Below are 22653 nucleotides of genomic sequence, written 5' to 3' on the forward strand. Positions count from 1 at the left end.
CTAAAGGCCTGCTGATCAGTTTTCAGCAGGCTTTTCAGCCCTTGTCGGGTGCTCGTTCTGATCTGCGTGCAACAACGCCGTGTAATCTTGCCCGCCGTAAAACACCCCCACTATTGATACCGTTTTGAAGTCAGGCTTCACCCTGAAAGCAATAATGGTGCTGCGACGATAGTGAGTGATGCGCAAGTCTTTCAACAGGTCGTCACGGCGCATGCCACGCAAGGGAAACAGGGCAAGGCTTTCACAGTAGCTGACAAGATTGTCGATAAAACGCGCCGCTACAGGAGGGGAGCCGACATCGCTGATGTAGTCTTCGAGGGCATCGAGTTGCGCCAAGACCTCGGGCGAAAAAACTACCGAGTAGCTCACGCTTCCCCTGTGCCTTTGCGCTGACGTCTGGCGGCCATATGTTCGCGGACCTGTTCTGGCGATAACCCAAGCTCAGGCTTCGCCTCAAGGGCGGTCGCTGCGGGGATGACTTCGGCTCTGAGCCAATCCTCCATGGCGCGATCACGCGCCAGCAACGCCCGCAGGCCGTCGCGAATCACTTCACTTTCGCTGGCATATTCGCCAGCAGCCACCTTGGCTTTGACCAGGGCCGCCATTTCTAGGGGCAGGGTGATGCTCATTTGCTGGGTTGAGCGCATGGGTGTATCCGTCTGGGGTGAGTGGGATTCAATCCTACTCGACCATTGGCGCGATGCAAGAAGCAACTGATCGATGCCGATGCCCGGCGCCTCGTCGTCTATCCAGAAGGGGTAGGTTTCCATGAGTTGCTACGTCTCCAGTTGTGTAGGTCAGGCCGAAAGTATTGACCCGTTTCGGCGATCGCGTTGCCGTAGGTGGCTGATAACCTGCTGATATGTATGACTTCATATGTGTAACAGGATGATCTCGGCAAACCATCTCGGCACACATGGCGTCCCACCCGCTCCCATACGATAATGCTCGCCACCTCGACCACCTTTGGCCTGCCTCCCGTGATCATCAACTTCGACCTCAACGACCTCCAAGCTTTCCGCGCCGTGGTGGACAAGGGCAGTTTTCGTGGCGCTGCCGAGGCCATCCGTATCTCGCAACCGGCCCTCAGCCGGCGTATCGAAAAGCTCGAATCCGCGCTGGATGTAAAGCTGTTCGAACGCACCACTCGGCGGGTCAGCCTGACCATGGTCGGGCGTGCATTTTTGCCCCAGGTCGAGCGCATGCTCGACGATCTCGACATCGCGCTGATGGGTATCAGCAACGTCGCCTCGACGCGCATGGGTAATGTCACCATCGCCTGCGTGCCGTCTACCGCGTACTACTTCATGCCCCACGTGATCTCCGAGTTCCACAAGCTGTATCCGAAGATTCGCCTGCGGGTGCTGGATGCCAGTGCCGGCGAGGTGTGCAATGCGGTAGCCAGTGGCGAGGCGGACTTTGGCGTGAGTTTCAGCGGCAGCCTGGCCGATGAGGTGGAATTCGAGTTGCTGCTGCAGGAGCGCTACGTGCTGGCCTGTCGGCGTGATCACCCTTTGGCTGGGCGTGACAGCGTGAGGTGGACCGAGGCCTATGAGCATGACTACATCGAGGTGGACAAGACGTCGGGCAACCGCTTCCTGCTCGACCAGGCCCTGCGTGGGGTGCGGGTGAAAAAGCCGAGTATCTGCGAGACGCACCACGTGACCACCATGATCGGACTGGTGGAGGCGGGGTTGGGCGTAGCGATGGTGCCGTCTATTGCGATGCCGGCGCACACTCACCCGATTCTGGTCAGTGTGCCGCTGGTGGAGCCCCAGGTGCTGCGCAATGTAGGCTTGATCAAGCGCCGCGGGCGGACGTTGCCACCGGCGGCGCTGGAGTTGGAGCGTTTGGTGCGGGAGATGCCGTTCCGGTCAGCGTGACACCGAGTCCAGGCCGGTGGATTGCACCTCCGGCTGGGCCTCGGGCGATGCCATGAACTGCACCAGCGCCTTGGCCTGCTCAGGGTGTTTGGCGTTCACTGGAATACCGGCGGCAAAGCGCGTCACCGACTGCACGTCTTCCGGGATCTTGCCTACGAACGTCACGCCCTTGACTGGCAACAACTCCGCCACTTGTTGCAAGCCGACCTCGTAATCGCCCTTGGCCACCTGCTCGCCCACCGGCACGCGTTCGATCATGGTGCCCTTGGCCGGCATGCCGAGTTTCTTGAACAATTCCTTCTCGACATACACCCCGCTGGCGCTATCCGAATAGGCCACCGACTTGGCTTGGCTCAACACAGCCTTGAGCTCGGCATCGGTATTGATCGAAGGTTTGGCCGCACCTTCCTTCACCACCAGGCCGATCCGCGAGTCCGCCAGCTCCACGCGGGACGCGGGGTCGACTTTGCCTTGTTTGATCAACTCATCCAGGGCATAGCCGACCATGATCACCACGTCGGCCTGTTCGCCACGGGCCAGGCGGTTGGGAATCGCTTCCGGCGCCTTGCCCATGGACGGGCCAAGGATGGTATCGAGGGTGTCACCGCTTTGCTCGGCGTATTGCGGGCCGAGCAATTTATACGCGGCGGTGAAGCCGCCCGAGGTCATGACCTTGAGTTGTTCGGCCTGGGCTGATAGCGCCAGGGTGCCGAGGACGACAGCAGCGAGGGTCTTGAACAGTGGCTTCATTGCGCAGCCTCCTGCATGACTTGGCCACGTGTATTGGCGCGGCGATACAACGCCAGGGTCGAACACAATGCACACAGCGCGGCGAAGATCATCCAATACGCAGGTGAAGCCTTGTCTTCGGTGATGTGAATGAACCAGGTGGAGATCGCTGGCGTGAAGCCACCGAACACTGCTGTCGCCAGGCTGTAAGCCAGGGAGAAACCCGCCACACGCACTTCCACCGGCATGATTTCAGTCAACGCCGGGATCATCGCGCCGTTATACATGCCATACAGGAACGAGAACCACAGCAGGGTTTCCAGCATGTGCGCAAAGCTTGGTGCGTTGACCACGTAGGACAATGCCGGATAAGCCGTAAGGACAGTCAGCACCGTCATGGCAATCAGCACGGGTTTGCGGCCGAAGCGGTCGCTTAACGTGCCGCCGATCGGCAGCCAGAAAAAGTTCGAGATCGCGACCAGCAAGGTCACCAGCAAGGCGTCCGAGGTGCTCAGGTGCAACACGGTTTTACCGAAAGTCGGTGCGTACACGGTGATCAGGTAGAACGCGGTGGTGGTCATGGCCACCATCAGCATGCCGCCGATGACCACGGTCCAGTTCTTCACCAGGGTCGCCATCACTTCACGCATGGTCGGGCGATGCTTGCGGTTGGCGAACTCTTCGGTTTCCTGCAGGTTGCGACGCAGCACGAAGATGAACGGAATGATCACGCAGCCGACGGCGAACGGAATACGCCAGCCCCAATCGGCCACCACCGCAGGTTCCATCCACACGTTCAGGCCATAACCCAGGGCCGCGGCGACGACGATGGAGATCTGTTGGCTGCCCGACTGCCAACTGGTGTAGAAGCCTTTACGGCCCGGCGTGGCCATTTCGGACAGGTACACCGACACGCCACCCAGCTCTGCACCGGCCGAGAAACCTTGCAGCAGGCGCCCCAGCAGCACCAGAAACGGCGCCCACAGGCCGATGGTCTGATAACTCGGCACCAGTACGATCAGTAGCGTACCGCTGGCCATGATCGACAAGGTCACGATCAAGCCTTTGCGACGGCCCACGTCATCGATGTAGGCACCCAGAATAATCGCGCCCAATGGACGCATCAGGAAGCCAGCGCCGAACACCGCGAAGGTCATCATTAATGACGCAAACTCATTAGCGGCCGGGAAGAACGCGGCAGCGATATAGGTGGCGTAGAAACCGAACAGAAAGAAGTCGAACTGTTCGAGGAAATTGCCCGAAGTAACGCGCAATACCGCGCCTACTTTCGAGGGGGCAGCCGCAGGCCGGGAAGGGGTTGTCATGGTTTTGTGTCTCCAGCGTTCTTTTTAAAGTGCTTGTTTCGCTTAAGACTTGGGATAGTGGCTGACACATTTAGAAATGATAAGTGACTAATTTGGATGAATTGATGCGTATTGGCTATCAATCTATCCCGGCTTCAAAACAACCCGCCGTGTCCTATGCTTGAAGCTGTTTCCAATTCTTATGGACGGAGGCCGTTATGGGGAACGAACACAAGCAGCACAACGAGCCGGAGCGTGAAGAACCCCGGCGGCAGCGCGAAGACGAAAAGCCGCAAACCTGGAAGCATCCGGACGATGGCACCGAGCTTTCCGAGCGTGACCAGGAGTTTCCGCTCAAGCCTTGAGTCAGGTAACCGCGGTCTAATTGTGGGAGCGGGCTTGCTCGCGAAGGCGGTGTGTCAGTCAACGGAGTCGTCGGCTGATCCACCGCCTTCGCGAGCAAGCCCGCTCCCACATTTTTAAGTGCAGCGGCAACCTTCAAACGCAGATTTACCGTCCCCAACCCGTTATTGAGCAGTACGCACATAGACGCAGCTCCCCAGCCTTCCTAAACTGCCGCTTGTCTTGGGGAAAGGGGCAGGCGCCGATGAATCGCAATGAATTACGCAAGGCTGACATCAATCTGATGGTGGTCTTTGAAGCACTGATGCTCGAGCGCAATGTGACGCGGGTGGCGGAGAAGCTGTTTCTCGGCCAACCGACCATCAGTTCGGCCCTCAACCGCCTGCGTACCCTGTTCAACGACCCACTGTTTATTCGTGTCGGCCATCGCATGGAGCCTACGGCGCGCGCCGAGGAGATCATCCAGCACCTGTCGCCGGCCCTGGACTCGCTGTCTTCGGCCCTGAGCCTGACCCATGATTTCGACCCGTCCATCAGCACCATGACTTTCCGCATCGGCCTGTCCGATGACGTTGAGTTCGGCCTGCTGCCACCCTTGCTACGGGCCTTGCGTCAGGAAGCGCCGCAGGTGGTGTTCGTGGTGCAGCATGTGGATTATTGGCGCATTCCCGACCTGCTGGCTTCCGGCGATATTACCGTCGGCATCACCCAGACCCGCGGGCTGCCGGCCAATGCCAAGCGCAAGCTGTTGCGGCACATCCGCCCGTGCCTGCTGCGCGCCGATGCCTCGGACACACCGCTGACCCTCGACGAATATTGCGCACGGCCCCACGTGTTGGTGTCCCACACCGCCAACGTCGCCGGGTTTGCCGATGAGTGGCTGGCAGAGGTGGGACGCAAACGCCATGTAGTGCTCTCGGTGCCGCAATACAGCTCGTTGCCGGCCTTGCTTGCCGGCACCGACATGATCGCCAGCCTGCCGGATTACACCGCCCAGGCCATGGCCGCCAGCGGGAACCTGTTCTGCGAGCCGTTCCCGTTCGAAACCCCGACCCTGGATTTGTCGATGGTGTGGCTCAGTCACGTTGACACAGACCCGGCGGAACGCTGGATGCGCTCGCGGCTGGAGGCATTCATGAGTGATCGCGGGTTGGTAGCGAATAAAGCCTGAGGTTTATACCCGTGCTAGGGGCAGGAGGGGGGGCGGCTCAAGAACGGCTAATCCTGAACGTGCTCTTCTTGAACGGGGTTGCCAATCAGCGACGCACGCAAAATACGGATGCGTTGCTCGGAGTGATAGGCGCCTGCTTCTGTAAACCTGAGGAATGCTCGCGCGCAACACTTACAGCCCCAGATGCTTGAAATATTATAAGGAAAGAAATCAAAGCAGATAGGCGCGTCTTCAGACCAGAAATGGGTACCGTTCGGGTGGTATTCCTCAAGGCTGAGTTCTTGTGCCCTATCGGTCGAGATTTCGCCTATGAAGCGCAACAGGCTGCTCGCCTCGAGTGTTTTGGGTAAGGTTTCCCACCCCTGCGACAAGCCCCGAATACAAGAGCAGGCAGTAGTCTCCAGCGAAGAGCGTTCGGCAATCTGCCTGATATTTTCTGGCGTGAGTATCATTTTTATGCAGTTCCAGGCGGTAATAGCTCAAATTCGATTCTTGCTTAAAACCAGTTTGTTCAAATAGCTTTCAACTTTGGGTAAAACAAACTGCAGTATCTTCGGCATGGTGTGAATAGGCAGTTGGCAGCATGCAAAATACAACGCCATTGTGGGCGATAAGCTGACACCAAGAGCAGACCATAATAGCCCAACATTTCTATTGCCACCGTTGAGTGCCATGGTGAACTTGGCGATCAATGACCCGGGATATAAACAGCCCATGAGAAGCTGCAGGCAGATGTTGATGCAGTAAGCGATGGCGATCATTGAGATGGCCAACGAAGGGGTCTCCAGAATTACCTGCTGCATGCCCGCCATCGTGCCTACTGCAAAGAGGAAAAGCGCGATGACGACAATACCGTCAATAGCCAGGCCGTGCGTGGCGACGAAGGTGTGCGAAAAACGACGTATCAAAATAGCAGCACCTTCGGCGCCTCCTATCAACACGGCCAGTCTGATCGCCAGATCAACGGGGTTCAAGGAGAGTGAAAGGCCATCAGCGAATAGGTGGAGTATCAGCGGAGCGGTGACAGGGATAATTGCCATTGAGCAGAGCGCAGTCACCAGTGACATGGAAGGGTCAAGCCCGAGCATTCTCGCGACGGCTGCATTTCCGCTGGCGGGCGGGGCGGCAACAGCGATGGCTATCGCAAGGGAAAGTTCTTGATTGCCGGTGAGGTAAAGCGAAAGCATTCCAAAAATATAAGGGCATGCCACCACCATCAGGGCTGGAAATATCAGGGATATTTTCAAGTTTCTGGCTGCACTGATGACTTCAGCGTTGTTAATACGCAGGAGAGTGCCCAGAACAAATATGAAAACCATGACGGGGAGCAATGGCCTCGCCAAGTCTGCAAGATAGGGAATAGCCAATCCAATTGCGCAACCGCATGCGAGTACGGTAGGCCCTCTGCGCGTAATTTCGGGCAGAATTCTATGCATATGAGTGCTCTCGAGGCGACGTCCCTTTCGGGACGCTGCTATTAGGTACGCAGAGTTATTTCAGGTGTGACAGATGGCGGTGGCGAGTTCCTGGATTGCCTCACGACCAGGCGCCCATCGATCAGAATCGAGGTAATACTTGGAAGGTCACCACTGCTGAAACTTCCAAGTACGCTGGGTTGCGCTCCTCCCAAAGGCCCACAGGCGATCAGAATGTCGGCTTCTCTTCCGACGCCCAGAATCCCGCGATTCAACTTTCTCACCTTGGCGGTGTTACCCGTTGCGAAACAGACGGCCTTTTCCGGTGGAACGTCGCCGAAACTACTGAGCAAGGCAATTGCCCTGAGCATGCCAAGCGCGGGAACCCCACATCCGGCAGGAGAATCCGTGCCAATGACGATACGGTCCAGTTGGTTCATTTCTCGTGCGTAATTCAGGGTGGTAACCGCCGCGAACTCGTTGCCGTTATGTACGATTTCCAAGGCACCCAGACAGCCTTCACACAGGCATCTGATTTGGCTGGGTGCCAGTGCGGTATAGCCGCCATTGATATGCCCGATGATATCGGGCGCAATTTCAAGGATCTCTTCTGCACCCATGCTCTGGGAGGTAGAAATTGAAGGACCGCCCGTGTGGGTAATGGAGGTCATGCCGTGTTTGCGAGCCATCTTGACCAATTCAGCTGCACGACTGACTGACTTGACCGGGCCTATCCCGACCTCTCCCAGTTGGTTGATGCCTTGAGCAACCATTGCGGCGAAATCCTCATCTGAAAATTCATCGTTGAGCAGTGGCGCGCCGGCTTCCATTTTTATTCCGCTAGGGCGCGCATTGGAGAAAGAGCGCTGCGCTGCGATTGCCATGGCGATAGTACCGACCCTGTCGGTCGGTAGCCCCGGAACGTGCACTTCCCCGGCAGAGATCATGGTCGTCACGCCGCCCTGCAAGGAGTGCCAGATCCAATTGTGGTTGCCAGAGCGCGGGCTGTACTCACCCAGGGTCGGGTGAGTGTGGTTGTCGATCAAACCTGGCATGACCGTGCTCTGCTTGGCGTCAATCAGCAGGTCTGCGTGTGAAAAATCCACATCTGCTGCCTGACCAACGTAGGTGATCATTCCATCAACACTGACGAGGGTATCTGCTGTAATGAGTGGAGACGCGAGATCACCCGTGAGGAAAGTGCCTATATTATGAATAATTGATGTATATGGCTTATGGTTCGACATTTAATTTATCTCTTTATATCATCGAGTAACGGGTTCGAAGATCCGCGCGCCACACTTGTTGAATGAACGGAAGTTCCACAAGTTGTTCGTGATGAACAAACGCTGGATCCAACGATACGCATGCCCCTCTGGATCGAAACTGGGGGTGAACTTGTCACGCGAATGGAGCATGAAACGATTGTTGATGTACACCAACTTGCCAGGTTGAATGTCCAGCGGCCGCGCTACGCTTTTAAGCGCGTTGTAAAACCTCAACAGGGTATTTTGTGCTTCGTGATCAGCGGCAATTACCATGTCCGGGTAAAACGCAGCAGTGACTCTAGGGTGAGTCAGCGGGCCGCTCAGAATTGGGTACACATGAGTTTCTTTAGCGCCTGCGGCACTGTTCCTCCAGCGGTAGGGCTGACGAATGATGAAATGTTTGCCATATAGGATTTCAATATCGGCCTGTTCCAGAACCTGAAGGGCTTCCCTCGCATCGGCCACCCAGGTTTTCGGGCCCACCCCGGCAGGGTCACCGCGAACGCCGAGAAGCAGAAGAGCCAGCGGCGAGGTGTCTCCACGGGAGTCATAAGCCTGAAAGGCATTTTCGGTGTGCAGGTCCAACTCCAGGTCCGAACCGTTGCCGGTATACTCGCCTACGGCCTCCGGATGCGGTACCAAGTCATTGACCAGTTTTGGCCCCTCATGCTTGATGGAGTAGGGCTCCGCTATCAAACTGCCCAGGGCAACCAGCACATTTTCAGAAAGATAACCACTTTTGAAGTTCAAGCTATTAGCGTCGCCTTGGGGGCTGCCAAATGTGTCATCAATCGGAAGGTTCTCAAATACACAATAAGAAGCATCGTCATCTTTAAGTGATTCAAGCTTTTTTAGAAGTCGTGCGGGAAACTTTTGATAAGCGGTCATGCGAATGAGGTGGATGTAGTCTCGCCCTCCCGTTGGCTCGTAACAAATGTCTATGAGCGCGTCCCGAATACTCTCTTTTTCAACAGCCGTCAGCCAGAAGCTGTTGGCGTCTGCACATGAATCGTCCACGCGCACTCCTTTATAGATCTGATTGATTTGTCATGAGTTGAGTTATAGTAAGTTACGGCTTTCAAGCGCTGAGGTGGGGGTCTCCGTATCCACGACCTGACAGTGTCCATGCTTTGATAAGGCCCGACCTGAGTGGGTGACTCAACCTAAGAGCTTATCTGTGTACGCACCGGTGAAATGATGGGTGTTAAATTGGCCATCAGCATCATAGGGTTGTCCTTCATCGGTGCTGATGATTCTTGATAACCGCCCACGATGATAGGCAGTCATGAAGTTGAAGAATGGCGTGCTTTCTTCTCTTGTGTCCGTTATTCCGTAAAGCCGCAACTGTTTGGTTATGGCAGCTTCCAGTTGTGGCAACATATACCAAGGGCATGTTGGAAAGCAGTGGTGGGCCGCGTGGTAACCAAAATTCAAAATAATCAGATTGAGGAAGGTAAACTTTCTTGCCACCGGTACGGAGAAGGTATTCTGGATTTCGTAGTGTTTTCCATGGGTTAGCTTTTCTCCCGCCGTATACACCTGCTGGAAAGAATGCTGGAAACAGTCGACGAATCGTACGATGTGTATCCTAAGGAAGGAGGAGGCTTGCCATACCACCACAAGTATCAGGGAGAACCGGGCAAACGTAGCGAAGGCGACAACGTAAATGCACAGGCTTCCAATACCCCTTGCAACTTCGCGCCTGCTGCCACTGAATATCACGGAGTAAATATTGGTAAGCTTGATCACATAGTAGAAGGCGGGAAGATATATTTTTTCTGCAACAATGATTGCACTGAATAGCCTCGGGTGAGCGACAGCAAAGTGACCACTATCGAACCCACCAATATCAATTTTTTCCGCATGATGGCGAACATGATCTTTTCTATAGGCTTCAAATGAAAAGAAAGAGAGGCCGTTAAGGAAAGACAGCAACTCTCCGATGACAGAATTGACTTTCTTCGACTTGAAAACAGAATTGTGCGCGCAATCGTGGCTCAGGTACCAGGACCAGATTTTGGCAAGGGCAATCAAGATAATCGCACCGAGTACCGCAACGATCTGTTGAGTATATGCCAGGAATATGCCCCCTACAGTGAAGGATGCTATTGCACTTAGTACCATCAGCGATGGCAACAGTCTTCGCTCTTTAGCTATTGAAATAAGCAGGGTTTTCACGTTGGCGTCTTTGATGGCGCGCAGATAATTATCAGCATACAGTAAAGACATCTCATCACCTTCAAGAGCAAAATCACTGAAACGCTTATTGAGCTGGTTTGGGGGCTAGCATTGAACAACCGATCATGCCTGGACAGGTGTAATCACTTCCGTGCGCATGTGGAACTAACGGCGGGGTTTGAATATGTGTGCATACACAATGCCAGAGATGTATTGCAGGTGTACGGCTGGCTAGGGTTCTTTTGCTGTTGCATCTGGCACCAGTGAAGGTGGTACTAGCGAGACCGTAGCGTGCGTATCCGCGTCCACGGGTTGTTCGCTGCTACTGGATTTGTAGCCGATCAGTATCACGCCGACGATGCACAATAAAACACCGGCAATATTTAAATAAGAGAGTCCTTCTTTAAGCAGAAATACCCCGATGAAGCCGAGCGCAATATTGATAATGGCGCCGGTAACGATATTGCCCGTACTGAGGTCCCATCCACTGCGATACATCATCAAAAAGCCGATTTCCATCATCAAGATGCAAAACGCGATGCCTCCCTGAAGCCAGGTCATTTGCTTCAAACCCGCGAGTAACGTTCCACTGCCCAAAAAAAACGGCAACATCAAGGTGGACAGGATAACGATCGCCACATAAATACTGACAATTGAAACCAAGGGGTTGATCGTAGACGGTATTTTCTTCATGAGCATGTGATAGCCCACGGTGCCCAGTATCGCTACGATCGCTGATAGATAGAATGTGTATTCTTTACCTAGCACGTTCAATACTCCTACTAGTTGGGTTCAAGTTCACGAAATGTGGTGGTTTCCAAGAACCTCTGGTCCATGTACTCACCCGCGATGATCGCTCTGTATTTCGCAGGGCTGCCGTCTGCGCAACAACTGGGCAGGCACTCCACTTTGGCGGTGTAGTCTGGGTCCATAAAGAACGCCGCCGAATGGCGTAATTTGCCGGAGGTATTTATCACTCGATGCAGCGTTGCCTTGTAACGGTCATTCGTCCAGCGAGACATTAGGTCCCCGACATTGACGACAAAGGCATTCGGGATGGGTTTGACTTTGATCCAGGTGCCGTTGGCACTCTGTACCTCCAACCCCCCGGTGGCACTTTCCGAGATCATGGTGATCCAGCCGAAGTCTGTATGCTCTCCAGCACCCATCGGCGCTCCCTGCGTATATTGGGTGGAGGGATAACGCAGGACTCTCAATTGGGCCATCGGCTTCTTGAATTTATCATCGAAGTAATCGATCGGCATATTGAGCGCAAGGGCAAACACGTTTAGCAGTTTTTTTCCGAACGCAAGCATTTGCGAGTGATATTCCGTCATCGCAAGCTTGAAGTCGGGTAATTCCTCTGGCCATACATTGGGGCCGTAGAAAGGTAATTTGGCTTTTACGAACTCGTCGTCAAGCGACAAGTCCGCTGCCATGTCAAAACCCTCTTTGACATCGCCCAATATGCCATCCGACTTATCAGCGCCTTCGCTAAAGTAGCCACGCATATAGGGGGATTTATGAATTTCGATTTTTTCCTTGGCCTGAACAGGCAGGTCAAAAAACGATTCTATCTGAGAGAAGACAGTTGAAATAAGCGTGTTATCTACACCGTGATTGACGACGGTGAAAAATCCGACCTCCCTGCACGCGTTGTCGATCTCCTTTACTAGATATGGTGATATCTCTGCTCCCTGCGTCAAACTACCGACGTCAATGATAGGTATGTTCTTTTCCATGAATGCACCATTTGCTCTAAAAAAGGCGCAACGAGACCTACTCCATGAACGCTGAAGTGCACTCAGGGATAGACCGTATATAGGCCAGTGTCATTAGTTAGACTAAAGAATTCCGTCAATCCGCAAGCGCTGTCAGTAGGGACTCGACATTCTCGATCGACGCGCCTCCTGATACCGGCTAGGTGGCGTAGCCTAGAATTCACTTCTATGAAAGCGAAGGCAAATCAGATAAAGTAAGCCTGGCTTAGTTTTTTTACCATGGAAGGGGGATTGATTAATGTTCGCAAAATTGCCGTTGACAGCCATTCGTGCATTTGAATCTGCCGCAAGACTCGGCGGGTTTAAAGCAGCGTCCGCAGAGTTGTTTGTTACCCCAGCGGCAGTATCACAACAAATAAAAACACTTGAAAACTTACTGGGCAGTATGCTTTTTGTGCGCACTCCCCACGGTGTTCAACTCACAGCGAACGGTGAGAGGCTATATTCAAAGGTGCATCTTTCGTTTCTGGATATAAGCGGTAGTATGTCTTCGCTCAAGCCACCCGCCGACGCCAACACACTCCGAGTTTCTACCACGCCAGCATTTGCGTCTTTATGGTTGATTCCCCGACTGGCGAAATTTTATAGTGAACATCCAGACATTCATATCAGTGTTGAAACCAGTAATGAAGTAGTGGATTTGTTTCGTGATTCATCTGTTGATTTAGCTATTCGTTGTGGGTTTCGCGATTTTCCAGACTTGTACAGCCACGCGCTTATGCGCGAACAGTTTGGTGTTTTCTCTCATGCCCACTGGAGGCAAGAAGAAGTTGAAACTTCGTTGAAACTTATAAATATACGTTGGGCTACGTCATCGCCCGCTTCAATTAGTTGGGCGTCCTGGTGCGCGGCTGCGAATCATGAAAGTTGGCTATCAAACGCGGTCTATCGTGAATACAACGATGAGCATTTTGCGCTCCAGGCCGCTATTGCCGGGCATGGCTTGACGCTGGCGAGCACGGTCTTGGCGGCAGACTATGTTGCGAATGGATTGCTGATTCCTTACAGACCCGACATCAAGATTCCGGGCGCGCAGTTTTCAGCTGTGTGCGTGCCGGGGCGTGAGCGTTCAGGTGCCGTAAAGAAGTTTCTGGCATGGATGGTCAAAGTAATAGCAGACTGCCATATCGATTGCCCGGTCGCTCGGGATGTTGCATCGCAGGCTGTCACTAAGCGCCGAACGTCACTGGCTATCTGATCAGGGGGTGGAGAGCTTGATCAGGCGTGTTCCTATAACAAACCCTGATCCGCACACACCTTCACCACTTGTTCCCGAAACCAGGTATTGGCGCTGTCCTGCCCACTGGTTTCGTTCCACTGCATATCCAGGGTGAACCCCGGCAAACCGTTAGGTGCTTCGCAAACACCGAATGCCGGCGCCGGTGCCAGTAACTTTTGCACGCGGCGGGGCAAGGTGACGATGAAGTCAGTGCCGGCAATCATCTTCAATGCCGCGCTGTAGCTGTTGGCCCGTGCAATCACCTGACGCTTGCGGGCCTGGCGCGCAAGCCAGCCATCGATCATGTTGGTGTCGGAGGTCCACGGCGTAGGGAATACGTGGCGCCGCTCAACGAAGGATTGCAGGCTGAACGCCTGTTCCCTGGGCGCTGAGCGTTGGTCGCACACGCAGACCAAGTCGTCCTCCAGCAGCATCTGGGTCTTGAAGTCTTTGTGAGCGCGGTGAAAGTGCGGGCCGAAGCAGATCACCAGGTCCAGGCGACCTTCACGCAGGTCATCGGCGGGGATGTCGGTTTCCAGCTTCTGCACATTGACGATTACCGGCAGGTCGGCATGGTCGAAGCGCTTCAGCAGGCGCGGCAGGATCAACTGTTCGAAATATTCCGGCGCGCACACATTGAAGGTCACGGCCTGTTGGGTCGGATCAAAAGCCTGGCCACCGGCATGGCACAGGTTGATGCTTTCCAGAATCTTGTGCACGTGTTCGTACATGGTGGTGGCCTTGTACGTAGGACGCATGCCTGCGCGGGTGTTGATAAACAGCTCATCTTCAAAGCTGGTGCGCAGCTTCTTCAGGCTATAGCTCACGGTGGACTGGCTGACGAACAGCGTTTCAGACACCTCGGTAACGCTGCTCTGGTCGTAGACGGCGATGAACACCATCAAATCCTGCATATCGAGCTTTCTGAGCAAGTTACTGTTTAGCATCGGTTTCGTCCGTAAACCCTTTGTACCGAACTCAGTACAAGACTGAGCAAAATGTTAACGGAACGCTCGTACCAATAGAAAGCTCTGTAGGACCCTTCAATGTTTTGTGTGGGACAAAAAATGTTTGTAATACGACGTCAGCGGATATGGCGTGCGTAATGCGTCGGGTTGAAACGCATGACGATCAGCAGCATCAGCCCGCTCACTGCCATCAATGACCACCAGGCCCATTCGAAGCTGCCCAATTGGTCGCGGATCATGCCGGCAATGAGCGGCGACAGGCCGGCGATCAGATAACCAATGCCCTGCACAAAGGCGGTAAGGCCACCGGCGCGGCGCGGGTTGTCGAGGTGGTCCAGGGACAGGATCAGGCTCATCGGAAACAGGCCGCCAATCCCCAGGCCGAGCAGGCAGGGCCACAACAGGTTCCAGTGTTGCGGGCTGAGAATGAGCCCGCAGAAACCCAGGATGATCAGCACCAGCAACACCGCCACCACGCCACGCTTATCCTGGCGGCGGTTGGCGATGGCCGGGGTGACCAGGCCGGAGATCACTTCCATGGCGGTCAAGAATCCCAGCAGCAAGCCGGCATTCTGTTCACTCCAACCCTGCTCGACGTAGTAGGGCGCCAGCCACGCCAGCACACAGGTGTAGGACGCGGTGCCGAGGCCAAAAAAGATCGCCAGCAGCCAGGCGCGGCGATTGCTGAAAAAAGCCTCCTGAGGGCCCGAACCGGCTTGAGGCAAGGGCGGTAGGGCCGCACGCTGGGCATACCAGAACACCAGGGCCAACAACGCCAGCATCGCCCAGACCGCCAGGCCGATACGCCAGCTGCCGGTCCGGGTTTGTACCAACGGCGAGAACGAAGCAGCCAGGGCCGCGCCGCCCATGATCGCGGTGACATACAGGCCCATGAATAACGAGACATTGGCGCTGAACCGCGACTTGATCAGCGCCGGCATCAATGCCTGAATCAGCGCAATGCCGACTCCCGCCGCGATGGCACTTACTATCAGCTCCAGTGCCGAGTCCAGGAACAACCGCGACAAGGTCGCCAGCCCAATCACCAGCAGCGACAGCACAATGCTGCGATGCTCGCCCACGCGCTTGGCCAGGCCCATGCCAAAGAACATCGCCAGGCCCATGGCCATGACCGGCAACATGGTCAGTAAGGCGGCGCTGCTGAAACTTAGCGGCACATCCGCACGAATCGACGCCAGCAAGGGCCCCACGGCCGCCATCGAGGGGCGCAAGTTGAGAGCGACGAGCACCACGCTGATCATCAGCCATAGTGCGGAGGTGGATTTTGCCTGAACGTTTTCCATGGGCCTGCCTTGAATGAACAAGGGCGAATCAGGCCATGGAGCGTGCAGCGGGGCAAATCAGAAAGTCGCAGGGGTTATTGAAAAAATGCGGATGCCGAGTGGTGAGGTAAGCGCGCATGGGGTGTTGGCTGGCAGGCCGGGATCACAGACTCGGCAACTCCCACCGCCCCTGGTCGATTTCAAGCAGCGTCGGCCCTTGGCGATCAGCGGCGGCACGTAAAGCAGTGCGCAACGCTTCAGTGCCATGGACGCTTTGCGCTGCGCAACCCAAGGCCTTGGCCACGCCGATAAAGTCCGGCGTGTAGATGTCCACACCCACCGGTTCGATGTCACGGTTGACCATGTATTTCTTGATCTCTTCATAACCCTGGTTATTCCACAGCAGCACGATCACCGGTGTACGCGCTTCCACCGCGCTGGCCAGCTCCGGCAGGGTAAATTGCAGGCCGCCGTCGCCGATCAGGCACACCACCGGTTGGCCATCGCCGCGCCCGAGCCAGGCACCAATGGCCGCAGGCAGGGCATAACCCAGGGTGCCGTAACCGGTGGAGGAATTGAACCAGCGGCGTGGGTGGTCGAGGTTCAGGGTCAGGTTGCCGCTGTACACCGGTTGAGTGGAGTCGCCCACGAACACCACGCCGGGCAATTCCTCCAGAACCGCGTTGAGAAACCGGGTTTGCGCACGCGTCGCAGCGTCCCAGGCAGGTTCCAGCTCGGCCCACAAACGGGCGACGCGTGCTGCACCCCAGTCGGCAGTGCGCGGCGCCAGCGGCTGGCGGTTGAGTGCGGTAAGCAGGGCCTGGGCGGCAATGCGCGCGTCGGCCACCAGTGCCACTTGGGGCGGGTAGTTGCGCACGGTCTGGTCCGGGTCAATATCGATGCGCAACAGCGTTCCGGGAATGTTGAAACCGCCGGCGAAGGTGACGTCGTAGTCGGTCTCCGCCAACTCGGTGCCGATCGCCAATACCACGTCAGCTTCAGCCACCAAGGCACGGGTGGCGGGCAGTGTTTGCGTGGAGCCGATCAGCAGCGGGTGCGCGGCGGGCAACATACCCTTGGCGTTAATGGTCAAGGCCACGGGCGCGCCGAGGGCTTCTGCGAGGTGGGTCAGTTCGTCGGCTGCGTCAATGGCGCCGCCACCGGCCAGGATCAGCGGGCGCTTGGCCGCAGCCAGCCTCTGGCTCACCTGCTGCACGGCCGCCGGTGCCGCGCCAGCGCGGGCGACGCTGACAGGCGTACTGCCCAGCAACGCGTCGGCATTTTCCACCAACACATCCAGGGGGATCTCTATATGCACCGGGCGCGGCCGACCGGCCTGGAACAACGCAAACGCCCGCGCCAGCACGCCCGGCAGTTCCGCCGCCGACATCAAGGTGTGGGAGAACGCCGCCACCCCGGCCACCAGCGCGCTCTGGTTCGGCAGCTCATGCAACTTGCCGCGCCCGCCGCCCAACTGGCTGCGTGCCTGCACGCTGGATATCACCAGCATCGGGATCGAGTCGGCATAGGCCTGGCCCATGGCCGTGGTGATATTGGTCATGCCGGGGCCGGTGATGATAAAGCACACGCCGGGCTTGCCAGAGGTGCGCGCATAACCGTCGGCCATGAAGCCGGCGCCCTGTTCGTGGCGCGGGGTGACATGTCGGATACTGGAACGCGCCAGGCCCCGGTACAGCTCCACGGTGTGTACGCCGGGAATGCCGAACACGTGGTCCACGCCGTAGCGTTCCAGGAGGTGCACCAATACTTCGCCGCAGGTCGCCATACAGGTCGCTCTTGTGATGGATTCGAAGCGCTATTGGAGCGGTTGGCCGGTGGCGGCAACAATCGATAAAAAGTCATACTCGCCATGTCCTCCCGTCATGGCTGCGCCCCGATGAAACGCCTCCCTCCGTTACCTGCGTTGCACACCTTCTGGGTCACGGCCCAGTGCTGCAACTTCACCCGTGCCGCCGAACACCTGCACATCACCCAGGGCGCGGTGAGCCGGCAGGTGGCCGGGTTGGAAAGCCAGTTGGGCTATGCCCTGTTTCAGCGCCAGGCGCGGGGCTTGAGCCTGACGGAGGAGGGGAGCGAATGGCTGGCGTGTGCGCAACAGGTGTTTGGCTTGCTCGCTGACGCGGTGGAGCACATCGGTGACCGGCGCCGCACCTTGCAGCTCAAAGCGTCCACCTGCGTGATGCGCTGGTTGTTGCCGCGCTTGCTGCAATGGCAAAAAGAACGCCCGGATGTGCCGGTGGAGCTCACCACGACGGTGGCCTATAACGTCGACTTTCGTCGTGAGACGTTTGACGCGGCGGTGATCTATGGGCCCATCGCCGAGCAGTCGGCCGAGGCGCGGCACTTATTCGACGAGCGCCTAACGCCGGTCTGCGTGCCTGGGTTGCTGGGCAGTTTGCGTACGCCGCAGGATTTGCAGCATCAGGTACTGTTGCACCCGACCCGAGACGAGCGCGATTGGACGTTGTGGCTCAAGGCTGCCAATGCCTGCTTGAGCGATCCCATCCAACGGCACCACTTCGAAACCTTGGACTTGGCAATGACCGTAGCGTCCCAGGGCTCCGGGGTGGCGATGGGCGACAGTGCGCTGATTGGCGAGGATCTGAAGGCGGGGCGGTTGGCGATGCCGTTTGAACTGCGGGTGTCGACGGGGATGGGGTATTTCCTGGTGTATCCGCCGGGGAAGGAACCGTCGGTTGGGCTGGTCGCGCTGATGGATTGGTTGGTGAGTGAGGCCAGTGCGGGATGACAGCCAACGCCTATCTGCCTGACTCGCCGCGATCCAAATGTGGGAGCTGGTTTGCCTGCGATGACGCCCTGAAAGCCAACGCCTATCTACTAGACACCCCACGATCCAACTGTGGGAGCGGGCTTGCTCGCGAAGGCGGCCTGACAGTCAACACAGTTGGATTGTGTACATATCCATTGCTGCGGTAACGGCCACTTAGGGTTCCGCCTGACGGCGGCTCACTTTTGAAAAGCCGGAATGCCGGCCCAGACAAAAGTAAGCAAAACGCTCTTGCCCCACCACTCGGCACCTCGCCTAGGCTCGGTGTACCCGTAATCCGCCAGTGATTTTGGGGGCCGCCGCCACGCGCCATCCATGGCGCGGGGCGGCTAAACCGGCATCCCTGCCGGTTTACCCCCCAAATCCCTGTCGAATTCCGGCCAGCGTGGTTTAACGGGGCGCTTAAGATCAAGATCAAAAGCAGATCAAGAGCTACTCGCTTCGCATCGTGGTTAGCGTTGACGGCGTTGGGTCAGTAACCGACCGTAAAGCGCTGGCGCGAGTGTTTCGGCGTTTCCACTTCATCCAGCATGGCGATGGCGAAGTCGGCAAAACTGATCGAGCTGTTGCCGTCACTGTTCACCAGCAGATCATCCGTGCCCAGGCGGAATTTGCCCGTGCGCTCGGTGCCGTCGAACAGGGCCGATGGCGACAGGAAGGTCCAATCCAGCTCCTTTTCCTGGCGCAGCGTTTCCAGGAATTCAGCCCCGGCACTGGCTTCAGCTTTATATTCAGCCGGGAACCCTTCGCTGTCGATCACGCGTCCGCCACCGGGCAACAGCAGCGAACCTGCGCCGCCGACCACCAACAAACGTTTCACCCCGGCCTTTTTCACCGGGCCGATCACGGCGCTGGCGGGAAGCGTGGCGAAGTGCGCCGCGCTGATCACCACGTCGCTACCGCTGATGGCGTGTTGCAAGGCCTCGGCATCCAGGGCATCAACCTGTTTGACCGTAACGCCTGGGCGCACAGCCAGCTTGTCGGTATTGCGGGCGATGGCGGTGACGGTATGTCCGCGACGCAGCGCTTCTTCCAGCAGTTGGCTACCGGCGCGGCCGGTGGCACCAATGATTGCAATCTTGCTCATGATGTTCTCCAACAGGGTTAAGGTTTAAAGCCAGTTACCACTTCATTTCGCCCTTGGCGACTTTGGCGCTCAGTTCCAGCGAGCTTTCGTCGGCGAGGGTGGGGTAGCGTTTTTTCATGGCCGCAATCAGGGCGGCGGAGTCCTTGGCCTTGGCGGTTTCGAGGTCGAAGGCCTTGATGTAATCGGCGGTGAAGTTGACCGAGGCCAGCGATGGCGTGCCCAGGTAATGGCCTGGCACCACGGTGTTCGGTTTCAGGTCTTCAATGCGCTTGAGGGTGGCCAACCAGTCTTTATGGGATTGCGCGCTCTGGGTATCAGCCATCCAGACGTGGATGTTTTCAGCGATAACCACACCACCGACCACGGCCTTGATCGACGGGATCCACACAAAGCTGCGATCTGGCTGCGGGCCGTCGATGCCCACCACTTCAAGCTGCTGTCCTTCCAGGGTCAGGCTGTGGCCTTTAAGTACCTGCGGTACAAGGGTCTTGGCCGGTTTGTCTGCGCCCATTTTCGGGCCCCAGAAGGCCAGCTTGTCGGCGACGGTGGCGTTGATATGGTCGACCACTGGCTGCGGCGCCAGCACCTTGGCGTCGGGGAAAGCGGCGGTGAGGGTGTCCAGGCCGAAGTAGTAGTCCGGGTCGCCGTGGCTGATGTAGATGGTGGTCAGGTGCTTGCCGCTGGCGCGGATCTTTTGCACCAGTTGCTCGGCTTGGCCTTTGCCGAATTGCGCATCCACCAGGATCGCGTCTTTCTCGCCGCTCACCAGCACCGAGCTGACCGGGAAGATCGCGGCTTCGCCTGGGTTGTACACGTCCAGTTTCAGGTCTGCCGCCGCTGCGTGGGCAGCGAATGCCAGGGCGGTAGTAGCCAGGGTCAAGCGTTTGAAGGTCGAGAACATCGGGCAGCTCCTGCCATAGGTAAGGGATGCACAGAGCTTAGTTGCATAAAACGCGACAAAAAATGCGATGCTGGGACATAGTTTGTTTCTAAAAGCGGGCAAATCATGGATCGTCTTCAAGCAATGCGCGTGTTTGTCACCGTGGTGGACCTGGGCAGCCAATCCGCCGCTGCCGACCACCTTGACCTGTCGCGCCCGGTGGTCTCGCGTTACCTGGCCGAACTGGAAGACTGGGTGGGCGCACGCCTGCTGCACCGCACCACGCGCAAGCTCAGCCTCACTGCCGCCGGGGGTGAAACACTACCGCGTTGCCGGCAATTGTTGGATTTGTGTGGGGATATGCAGGCCGCCGTCAGCGAACCCGATGATGCGCCCCGAGGTCTGTTGCGCCTGAGCGTCAGCACCTCGTTCGGCCAGGCGCAGCTGGGCGCGGCGATTGCCGAATACGTCAAGCTTTACCCCCTGGTGACGGTGGATTTGCAGATGCTTGATCGCACGGTGAACCTGGTGGACGAGCGCATCGACCTGGCGATCCGCACCAGCAACGACCTGGACCCCAACCTGATCGCCCGGCGCCTGACCGTATGTCGCTCGGTGGTGTGCGCCACACCGGCCTATCTGCGCGAGCATCCGGCGCCGCAGAAAGTCGAAGACCTGGCCCGGCACAATTGCCTGACCCACTCTTACTTCGGCAAGAGCCTGTGGCATTTCGAAGAAAACGGAGAGCACGTGTCGGTGCCGGTCCATGGCAATATCACGGCCAATGAGGCCAGCACGTTGATGCGCGTGACGCTGGCCGGGGCAGGGGTGGCGATGCTGCCCAGTTATCAGGCCGGCGAGCTGATTCGCAGTGGGGAGTTGGTGCGCTTGCTGCCGCACGCCGAGCCCCGACAAATGAACATCTATGCGGTGTACGCCTCACGCAAACACATGCCTTCGGCGTTGCGTAGCCTCCTGGATTTCCTGGTGCTGCGCTTTCCCGAAGAGCCGGTTTGGGATGTCGGGCTTTGAGCTGAAATAAGCGCGCTGAATGGCATCGCATCATGGCAAGTTGACCTATGCTTTAAACAGCACCCTGTAGATCCGTTCAGAGGTCTGTGCCATGAGCATTAAAACCAGAAAGTACCTGACAATTTTCACCCTCTGCGCATTGGCGACAGCGCTGTATGGGACTGCCGCCTACCGCGTCGAGCAAACGCGCATGCAGCCAGCGGCGTTCGCTATCAGCTGCCATCAGGACCAATGCGTTCCCCGCACCGGCAGTTTCAGTGCGCTCAGGTAGGCTGCTCTGCCTTCAGTTGTTCACGAAACGCCTTGGGTGAAAACCCGACCCTGCGGCGAAACAGCCGTGAGAAGTTGGTCGGGTCGGAAAAACCCAGCACTTCGGACATCTCGTTGATGGTCATGCTGGTGTAGGTCAGCAGGCGCTTGGCTTCCAGCAATTGGCGGTCATGCATGATCTGCAACGCCGGTTGCCCACCCAATTCCCGACACGTCCCGTTCAAGTGTGAGACCGAGATGCCCAGCTTGTGGGCCAGGTCTTCAATCTTCGGGTGTTCGCGGTAATGCTGTTCGACCAGTTGCGTAAACCGCCGAAAGTACTCACGACCCCGCGGCGCGCGTGGATGGCGGCGCTGGATCGCCTGGCGGCTGACCCATACCAACAACACGCTGACCAGGGCGTGCAGCATCATGTCCCGTGCCGGTTGGTCATCGGCGTATTCGTCCTGCAAGCGTACGAACAGGCTGTTCAAGTAATCGCTGTCCTTGCCCGCCGGGTAGCTGCCGAGTGTGTGCAGGCCATCGACGGTAGAGCCCAGTTGCGCCTGCAAGTGGCTGACCAGCGGCGCCGAAAGCGTTACCACAAACCCTTCCACATCTTCGGAAAAACGAAAGCCATGCACGCACAGCGGTGGCAGCACTTGCAGGCTCGACTCGTTAAGCGTGGTGCGCTGGCCCTCGATTTCCAGTTGTGCCTGGCCTTTGTGCACATACAGCAACTGGCACAGGTCCGCGTGCCGGTGGGGCTGGATTTCCCACTGGTATTCCCGACTGCGCCGGGAAATGGTTTCGCAGTGCAACAAATCGGGAGTCGGCCACTGCTGGCTTTCCCCGTAAAGCTTGAAGACCGGAATCGCGGTTTTGGTCATGGTTTCAATCCGATACTCAGGATAATGGTTCGGTAATCGCCCCGATTGGCGAAAAGCACAGGTTTTGACGCAGTTTTCACCTTCTTATGAGCCTCACTCAAGTGAAAAATGTCAGCCACAAGAGCAATGACAACTCTTTCACTC

Annotated in this window: 24 protein-coding genes; 7 read left to right on the forward strand and 17 right to left on the reverse strand. The window is 57.0% G+C overall.

The window, feature by feature from the left end; genetic code table 11:
• Positions 1 to 15: 15 nt before the first annotated feature.
• Both CLM72_RS08165 and CLM72_RS08170 read right to left on the reverse strand, forming a co-directional pair.
• Positions 16 to 369: a type II toxin-antitoxin system RelE/ParE family toxin gene (locus CLM72_RS08165; protein ID WP_034126594.1), complete on the reverse strand. Its 354-nt coding sequence runs from the start codon at positions 367 to 369 to the stop codon at positions 16 to 18.
• Positions 366 to 647, reverse strand: coding sequence for a type II toxin-antitoxin system ParD family antitoxin (locus CLM72_RS08170; protein WP_034127030.1), 282 nt, complete (start codon positions 645 to 647; stop codon positions 366 to 368). Before CLM72_RS08170 ends, CLM72_RS08165 begins: the two co-directional genes overlap by 4 nt.
• Before the next feature lie 333 nt (positions 648 to 980).
• Between CLM72_RS08170 and CLM72_RS08175 the strand changes: the two genes are divergently transcribed.
• Entirely contained in the window at positions 981 to 1883 is a 903-nt protein-coding gene (locus CLM72_RS08175) for a LysR family transcriptional regulator (protein ID WP_105229101.1), read from the forward strand.
• Here the strand turns inward: CLM72_RS08175 and CLM72_RS08180 are convergent.
• The gene (locus CLM72_RS08180) at positions 1875 to 2633 is read right to left on the reverse strand and encodes a substrate-binding domain-containing protein (RefSeq protein ID WP_105226141.1); all 759 of its coding nucleotides are present in this window, start codon (positions 2631 to 2633) and stop codon (positions 1875 to 1877) included. The two genes, CLM72_RS08175 and CLM72_RS08180, sit on opposite strands and share 9 nt — an antisense overlap.
• Positions 2630 to 3937, reverse strand: coding sequence for an MFS transporter (locus CLM72_RS08185; RefSeq protein WP_003189550.1), 1308 nt, complete (start codon positions 3935 to 3937; stop codon positions 2630 to 2632). Before CLM72_RS08185 ends, CLM72_RS08180 begins: the two co-directional genes overlap by 4 nt.
• Positions 3938 to 4134: 197 nt before the next feature.
• Between CLM72_RS08185 and CLM72_RS28915 the strand changes: the two genes are divergently transcribed.
• Entirely contained in the window at positions 4135 to 4281 is a 147-nt protein-coding gene (locus tag CLM72_RS28915) for a hypothetical protein (protein WP_164919346.1), read from the forward strand.
• 242 nt (positions 4282 to 4523) lie between these two features.
• A complete protein-coding gene (locus CLM72_RS08195) occupies positions 4524 to 5450 on the forward strand; it encodes a LysR substrate-binding domain-containing protein (protein ID WP_003189553.1) in 927 nt (308 codons plus the stop codon).
• Between the two features lie 47 nt (positions 5451 to 5497).
• Here CLM72_RS08195 and CLM72_RS08200 read toward each other — a convergent pair whose 3' ends face one another.
• From CLM72_RS08200 to CLM72_RS08230, 7 genes are all read right to left on the reverse strand, one after another.
• Positions 5498 to 5902: a hypothetical protein gene (locus tag CLM72_RS08200; RefSeq protein ID WP_105226142.1), complete on the reverse strand. Its 405-nt coding sequence runs from the start codon at positions 5900 to 5902 to the stop codon at positions 5498 to 5500.
• A gap of 27 nt (positions 5903 to 5929) precedes the next feature.
• Positions 5930 to 6886 carry a hypothetical protein gene (locus CLM72_RS08205; RefSeq protein WP_105226143.1) on the reverse strand — a complete coding sequence of 319 codons (957 nt, stop codon included), beginning with the start codon at positions 6884 to 6886 and terminating at the stop codon, positions 5930 to 5932.
• 41 nt (positions 6887 to 6927) lie between these two features.
• Complete coding sequence (locus CLM72_RS08210) at positions 6928 to 8112, reverse strand: amidohydrolase family protein (RefSeq protein WP_089041235.1); 1185 nt, start codon at positions 8110 to 8112, stop codon at positions 6928 to 6930.
• Positions 8113 to 8130: 18 nt separating this feature from the next.
• Positions 8131 to 9150: a TauD/TfdA family dioxygenase gene (locus CLM72_RS08215; protein ID WP_034126600.1), complete on the reverse strand. Its 1020-nt coding sequence runs from the start codon at positions 9148 to 9150 to the stop codon at positions 8131 to 8133.
• 141 nt (positions 9151 to 9291) lie between these two features.
• A complete protein-coding gene (locus CLM72_RS08220; RefSeq protein ID WP_105226144.1) occupies positions 9292 to 10362 on the reverse strand; it encodes a fatty acid desaturase in 1071 nt (356 codons plus the stop codon).
• A gap of 180 nt (positions 10363 to 10542) precedes the next feature.
• The gene (locus tag CLM72_RS08225) at positions 10543 to 11079 is read right to left on the reverse strand and encodes a hypothetical protein (protein ID WP_052199952.1); all 537 of its coding nucleotides are present in this window, start codon (positions 11077 to 11079) and stop codon (positions 10543 to 10545) included.
• 14 nt (positions 11080 to 11093) lie between these two features.
• A complete protein-coding gene (locus tag CLM72_RS08230) occupies positions 11094 to 12053 on the reverse strand; it encodes an isopenicillin N synthase family oxygenase (protein ID WP_105226145.1) in 960 nt (319 codons plus the stop codon).
• Between the two features lie 277 nt (positions 12054 to 12330).
• Here CLM72_RS08230 and CLM72_RS08235 point away from each other — a divergent pair, with 277 nt between their 5' ends.
• Positions 12331 to 13290, forward strand: a complete 960-nt coding sequence (locus CLM72_RS08235) for a LysR substrate-binding domain-containing protein (protein WP_105226146.1) — start codon at positions 12331 to 12333, stop codon at positions 13288 to 13290.
• A 32-nt stretch (positions 13291 to 13322) separates the two neighbouring features.
• On the opposite strand, the gene CLM72_RS08240 is transcribed toward CLM72_RS08235, so the two are convergent.
• The 3 genes from CLM72_RS08240 to CLM72_RS08250 form a co-directional block, all read right to left on the reverse strand.
• Entirely contained in the window at positions 13323 to 14258 is a 936-nt protein-coding gene (locus CLM72_RS08240) for a LysR family transcriptional regulator (RefSeq protein ID WP_034126603.1), read from the reverse strand.
• Between the two features lie 137 nt (positions 14259 to 14395).
• Positions 14396 to 15583, reverse strand: a complete 1188-nt coding sequence (locus tag CLM72_RS08245; RefSeq protein WP_105226147.1) for a cyanate transporter — start codon at positions 15581 to 15583, stop codon at positions 14396 to 14398.
• 142 nt (positions 15584 to 15725) lie between these two features.
• On the reverse strand, positions 15726 to 17348 hold the full coding sequence (locus CLM72_RS08250; RefSeq protein ID WP_105226148.1) for a 5-guanidino-2-oxopentanoate decarboxylase: 1623 nt from the start codon (positions 17346 to 17348) through the stop codon (positions 15726 to 15728).
• A gap of 111 nt (positions 17349 to 17459) precedes the next feature.
• Here CLM72_RS08250 and CLM72_RS08255 point away from each other — a divergent pair, with 111 nt between their 5' ends.
• Positions 17460 to 18332: a LysR substrate-binding domain-containing protein gene (locus CLM72_RS08255; RefSeq protein ID WP_105226149.1), complete on the forward strand. Its 873-nt coding sequence runs from the start codon at positions 17460 to 17462 to the stop codon at positions 18330 to 18332.
• 511 nt (positions 18333 to 18843) lie between these two features.
• Here the strand turns inward: CLM72_RS08255 and CLM72_RS08260 are convergent.
• Both CLM72_RS08260 and CLM72_RS08265 read right to left on the reverse strand, forming a co-directional pair.
• Positions 18844 to 19458, reverse strand: coding sequence for an NAD(P)-dependent oxidoreductase (locus tag CLM72_RS08260; protein ID WP_105226150.1), 615 nt, complete (start codon positions 19456 to 19458; stop codon positions 18844 to 18846).
• Between the two features lie 34 nt (positions 19459 to 19492).
• Entirely contained in the window at positions 19493 to 20359 is an 867-nt protein-coding gene (locus CLM72_RS08265) for an MBL fold metallo-hydrolase (RefSeq protein WP_105226151.1), read from the reverse strand.
• Positions 20360 to 20464: 105 nt separating this feature from the next.
• Between CLM72_RS08265 and CLM72_RS08270 the strand changes: the two genes are divergently transcribed.
• Together CLM72_RS08270 and CLM72_RS29205 are read left to right on the forward strand one after the other, a co-directional pair.
• Positions 20465 to 21370: a LysR family transcriptional regulator gene (locus CLM72_RS08270; protein ID WP_096143699.1), complete on the forward strand. Its 906-nt coding sequence runs from the start codon at positions 20465 to 20467 to the stop codon at positions 21368 to 21370.
• Positions 21371 to 21461: 91 nt separating this feature from the next.
• Positions 21462 to 21641: a hypothetical protein gene (locus CLM72_RS29205; protein ID WP_003189580.1), complete on the forward strand. Its 180-nt coding sequence runs from the start codon at positions 21462 to 21464 to the stop codon at positions 21639 to 21641.
• Here the strand turns inward: CLM72_RS29205 and CLM72_RS08280 are convergent.
• Positions 21634 to 22509, reverse strand: a complete 876-nt coding sequence (locus CLM72_RS08280; protein WP_014717471.1) for a helix-turn-helix domain-containing protein — start codon at positions 22507 to 22509, stop codon at positions 21634 to 21636. The two genes, CLM72_RS29205 and CLM72_RS08280, sit on opposite strands and share 8 nt — an antisense overlap.
• Positions 22510 to 22653: the final 144 nt, after the last annotated feature.

Source organism: Pseudomonas sp. MYb193, assembly GCF_002966775.1.
Classification (GTDB): Bacteria; Pseudomonadota; Gammaproteobacteria; order Pseudomonadales; family Pseudomonadaceae; genus Aquipseudomonas; species Aquipseudomonas paracarnis.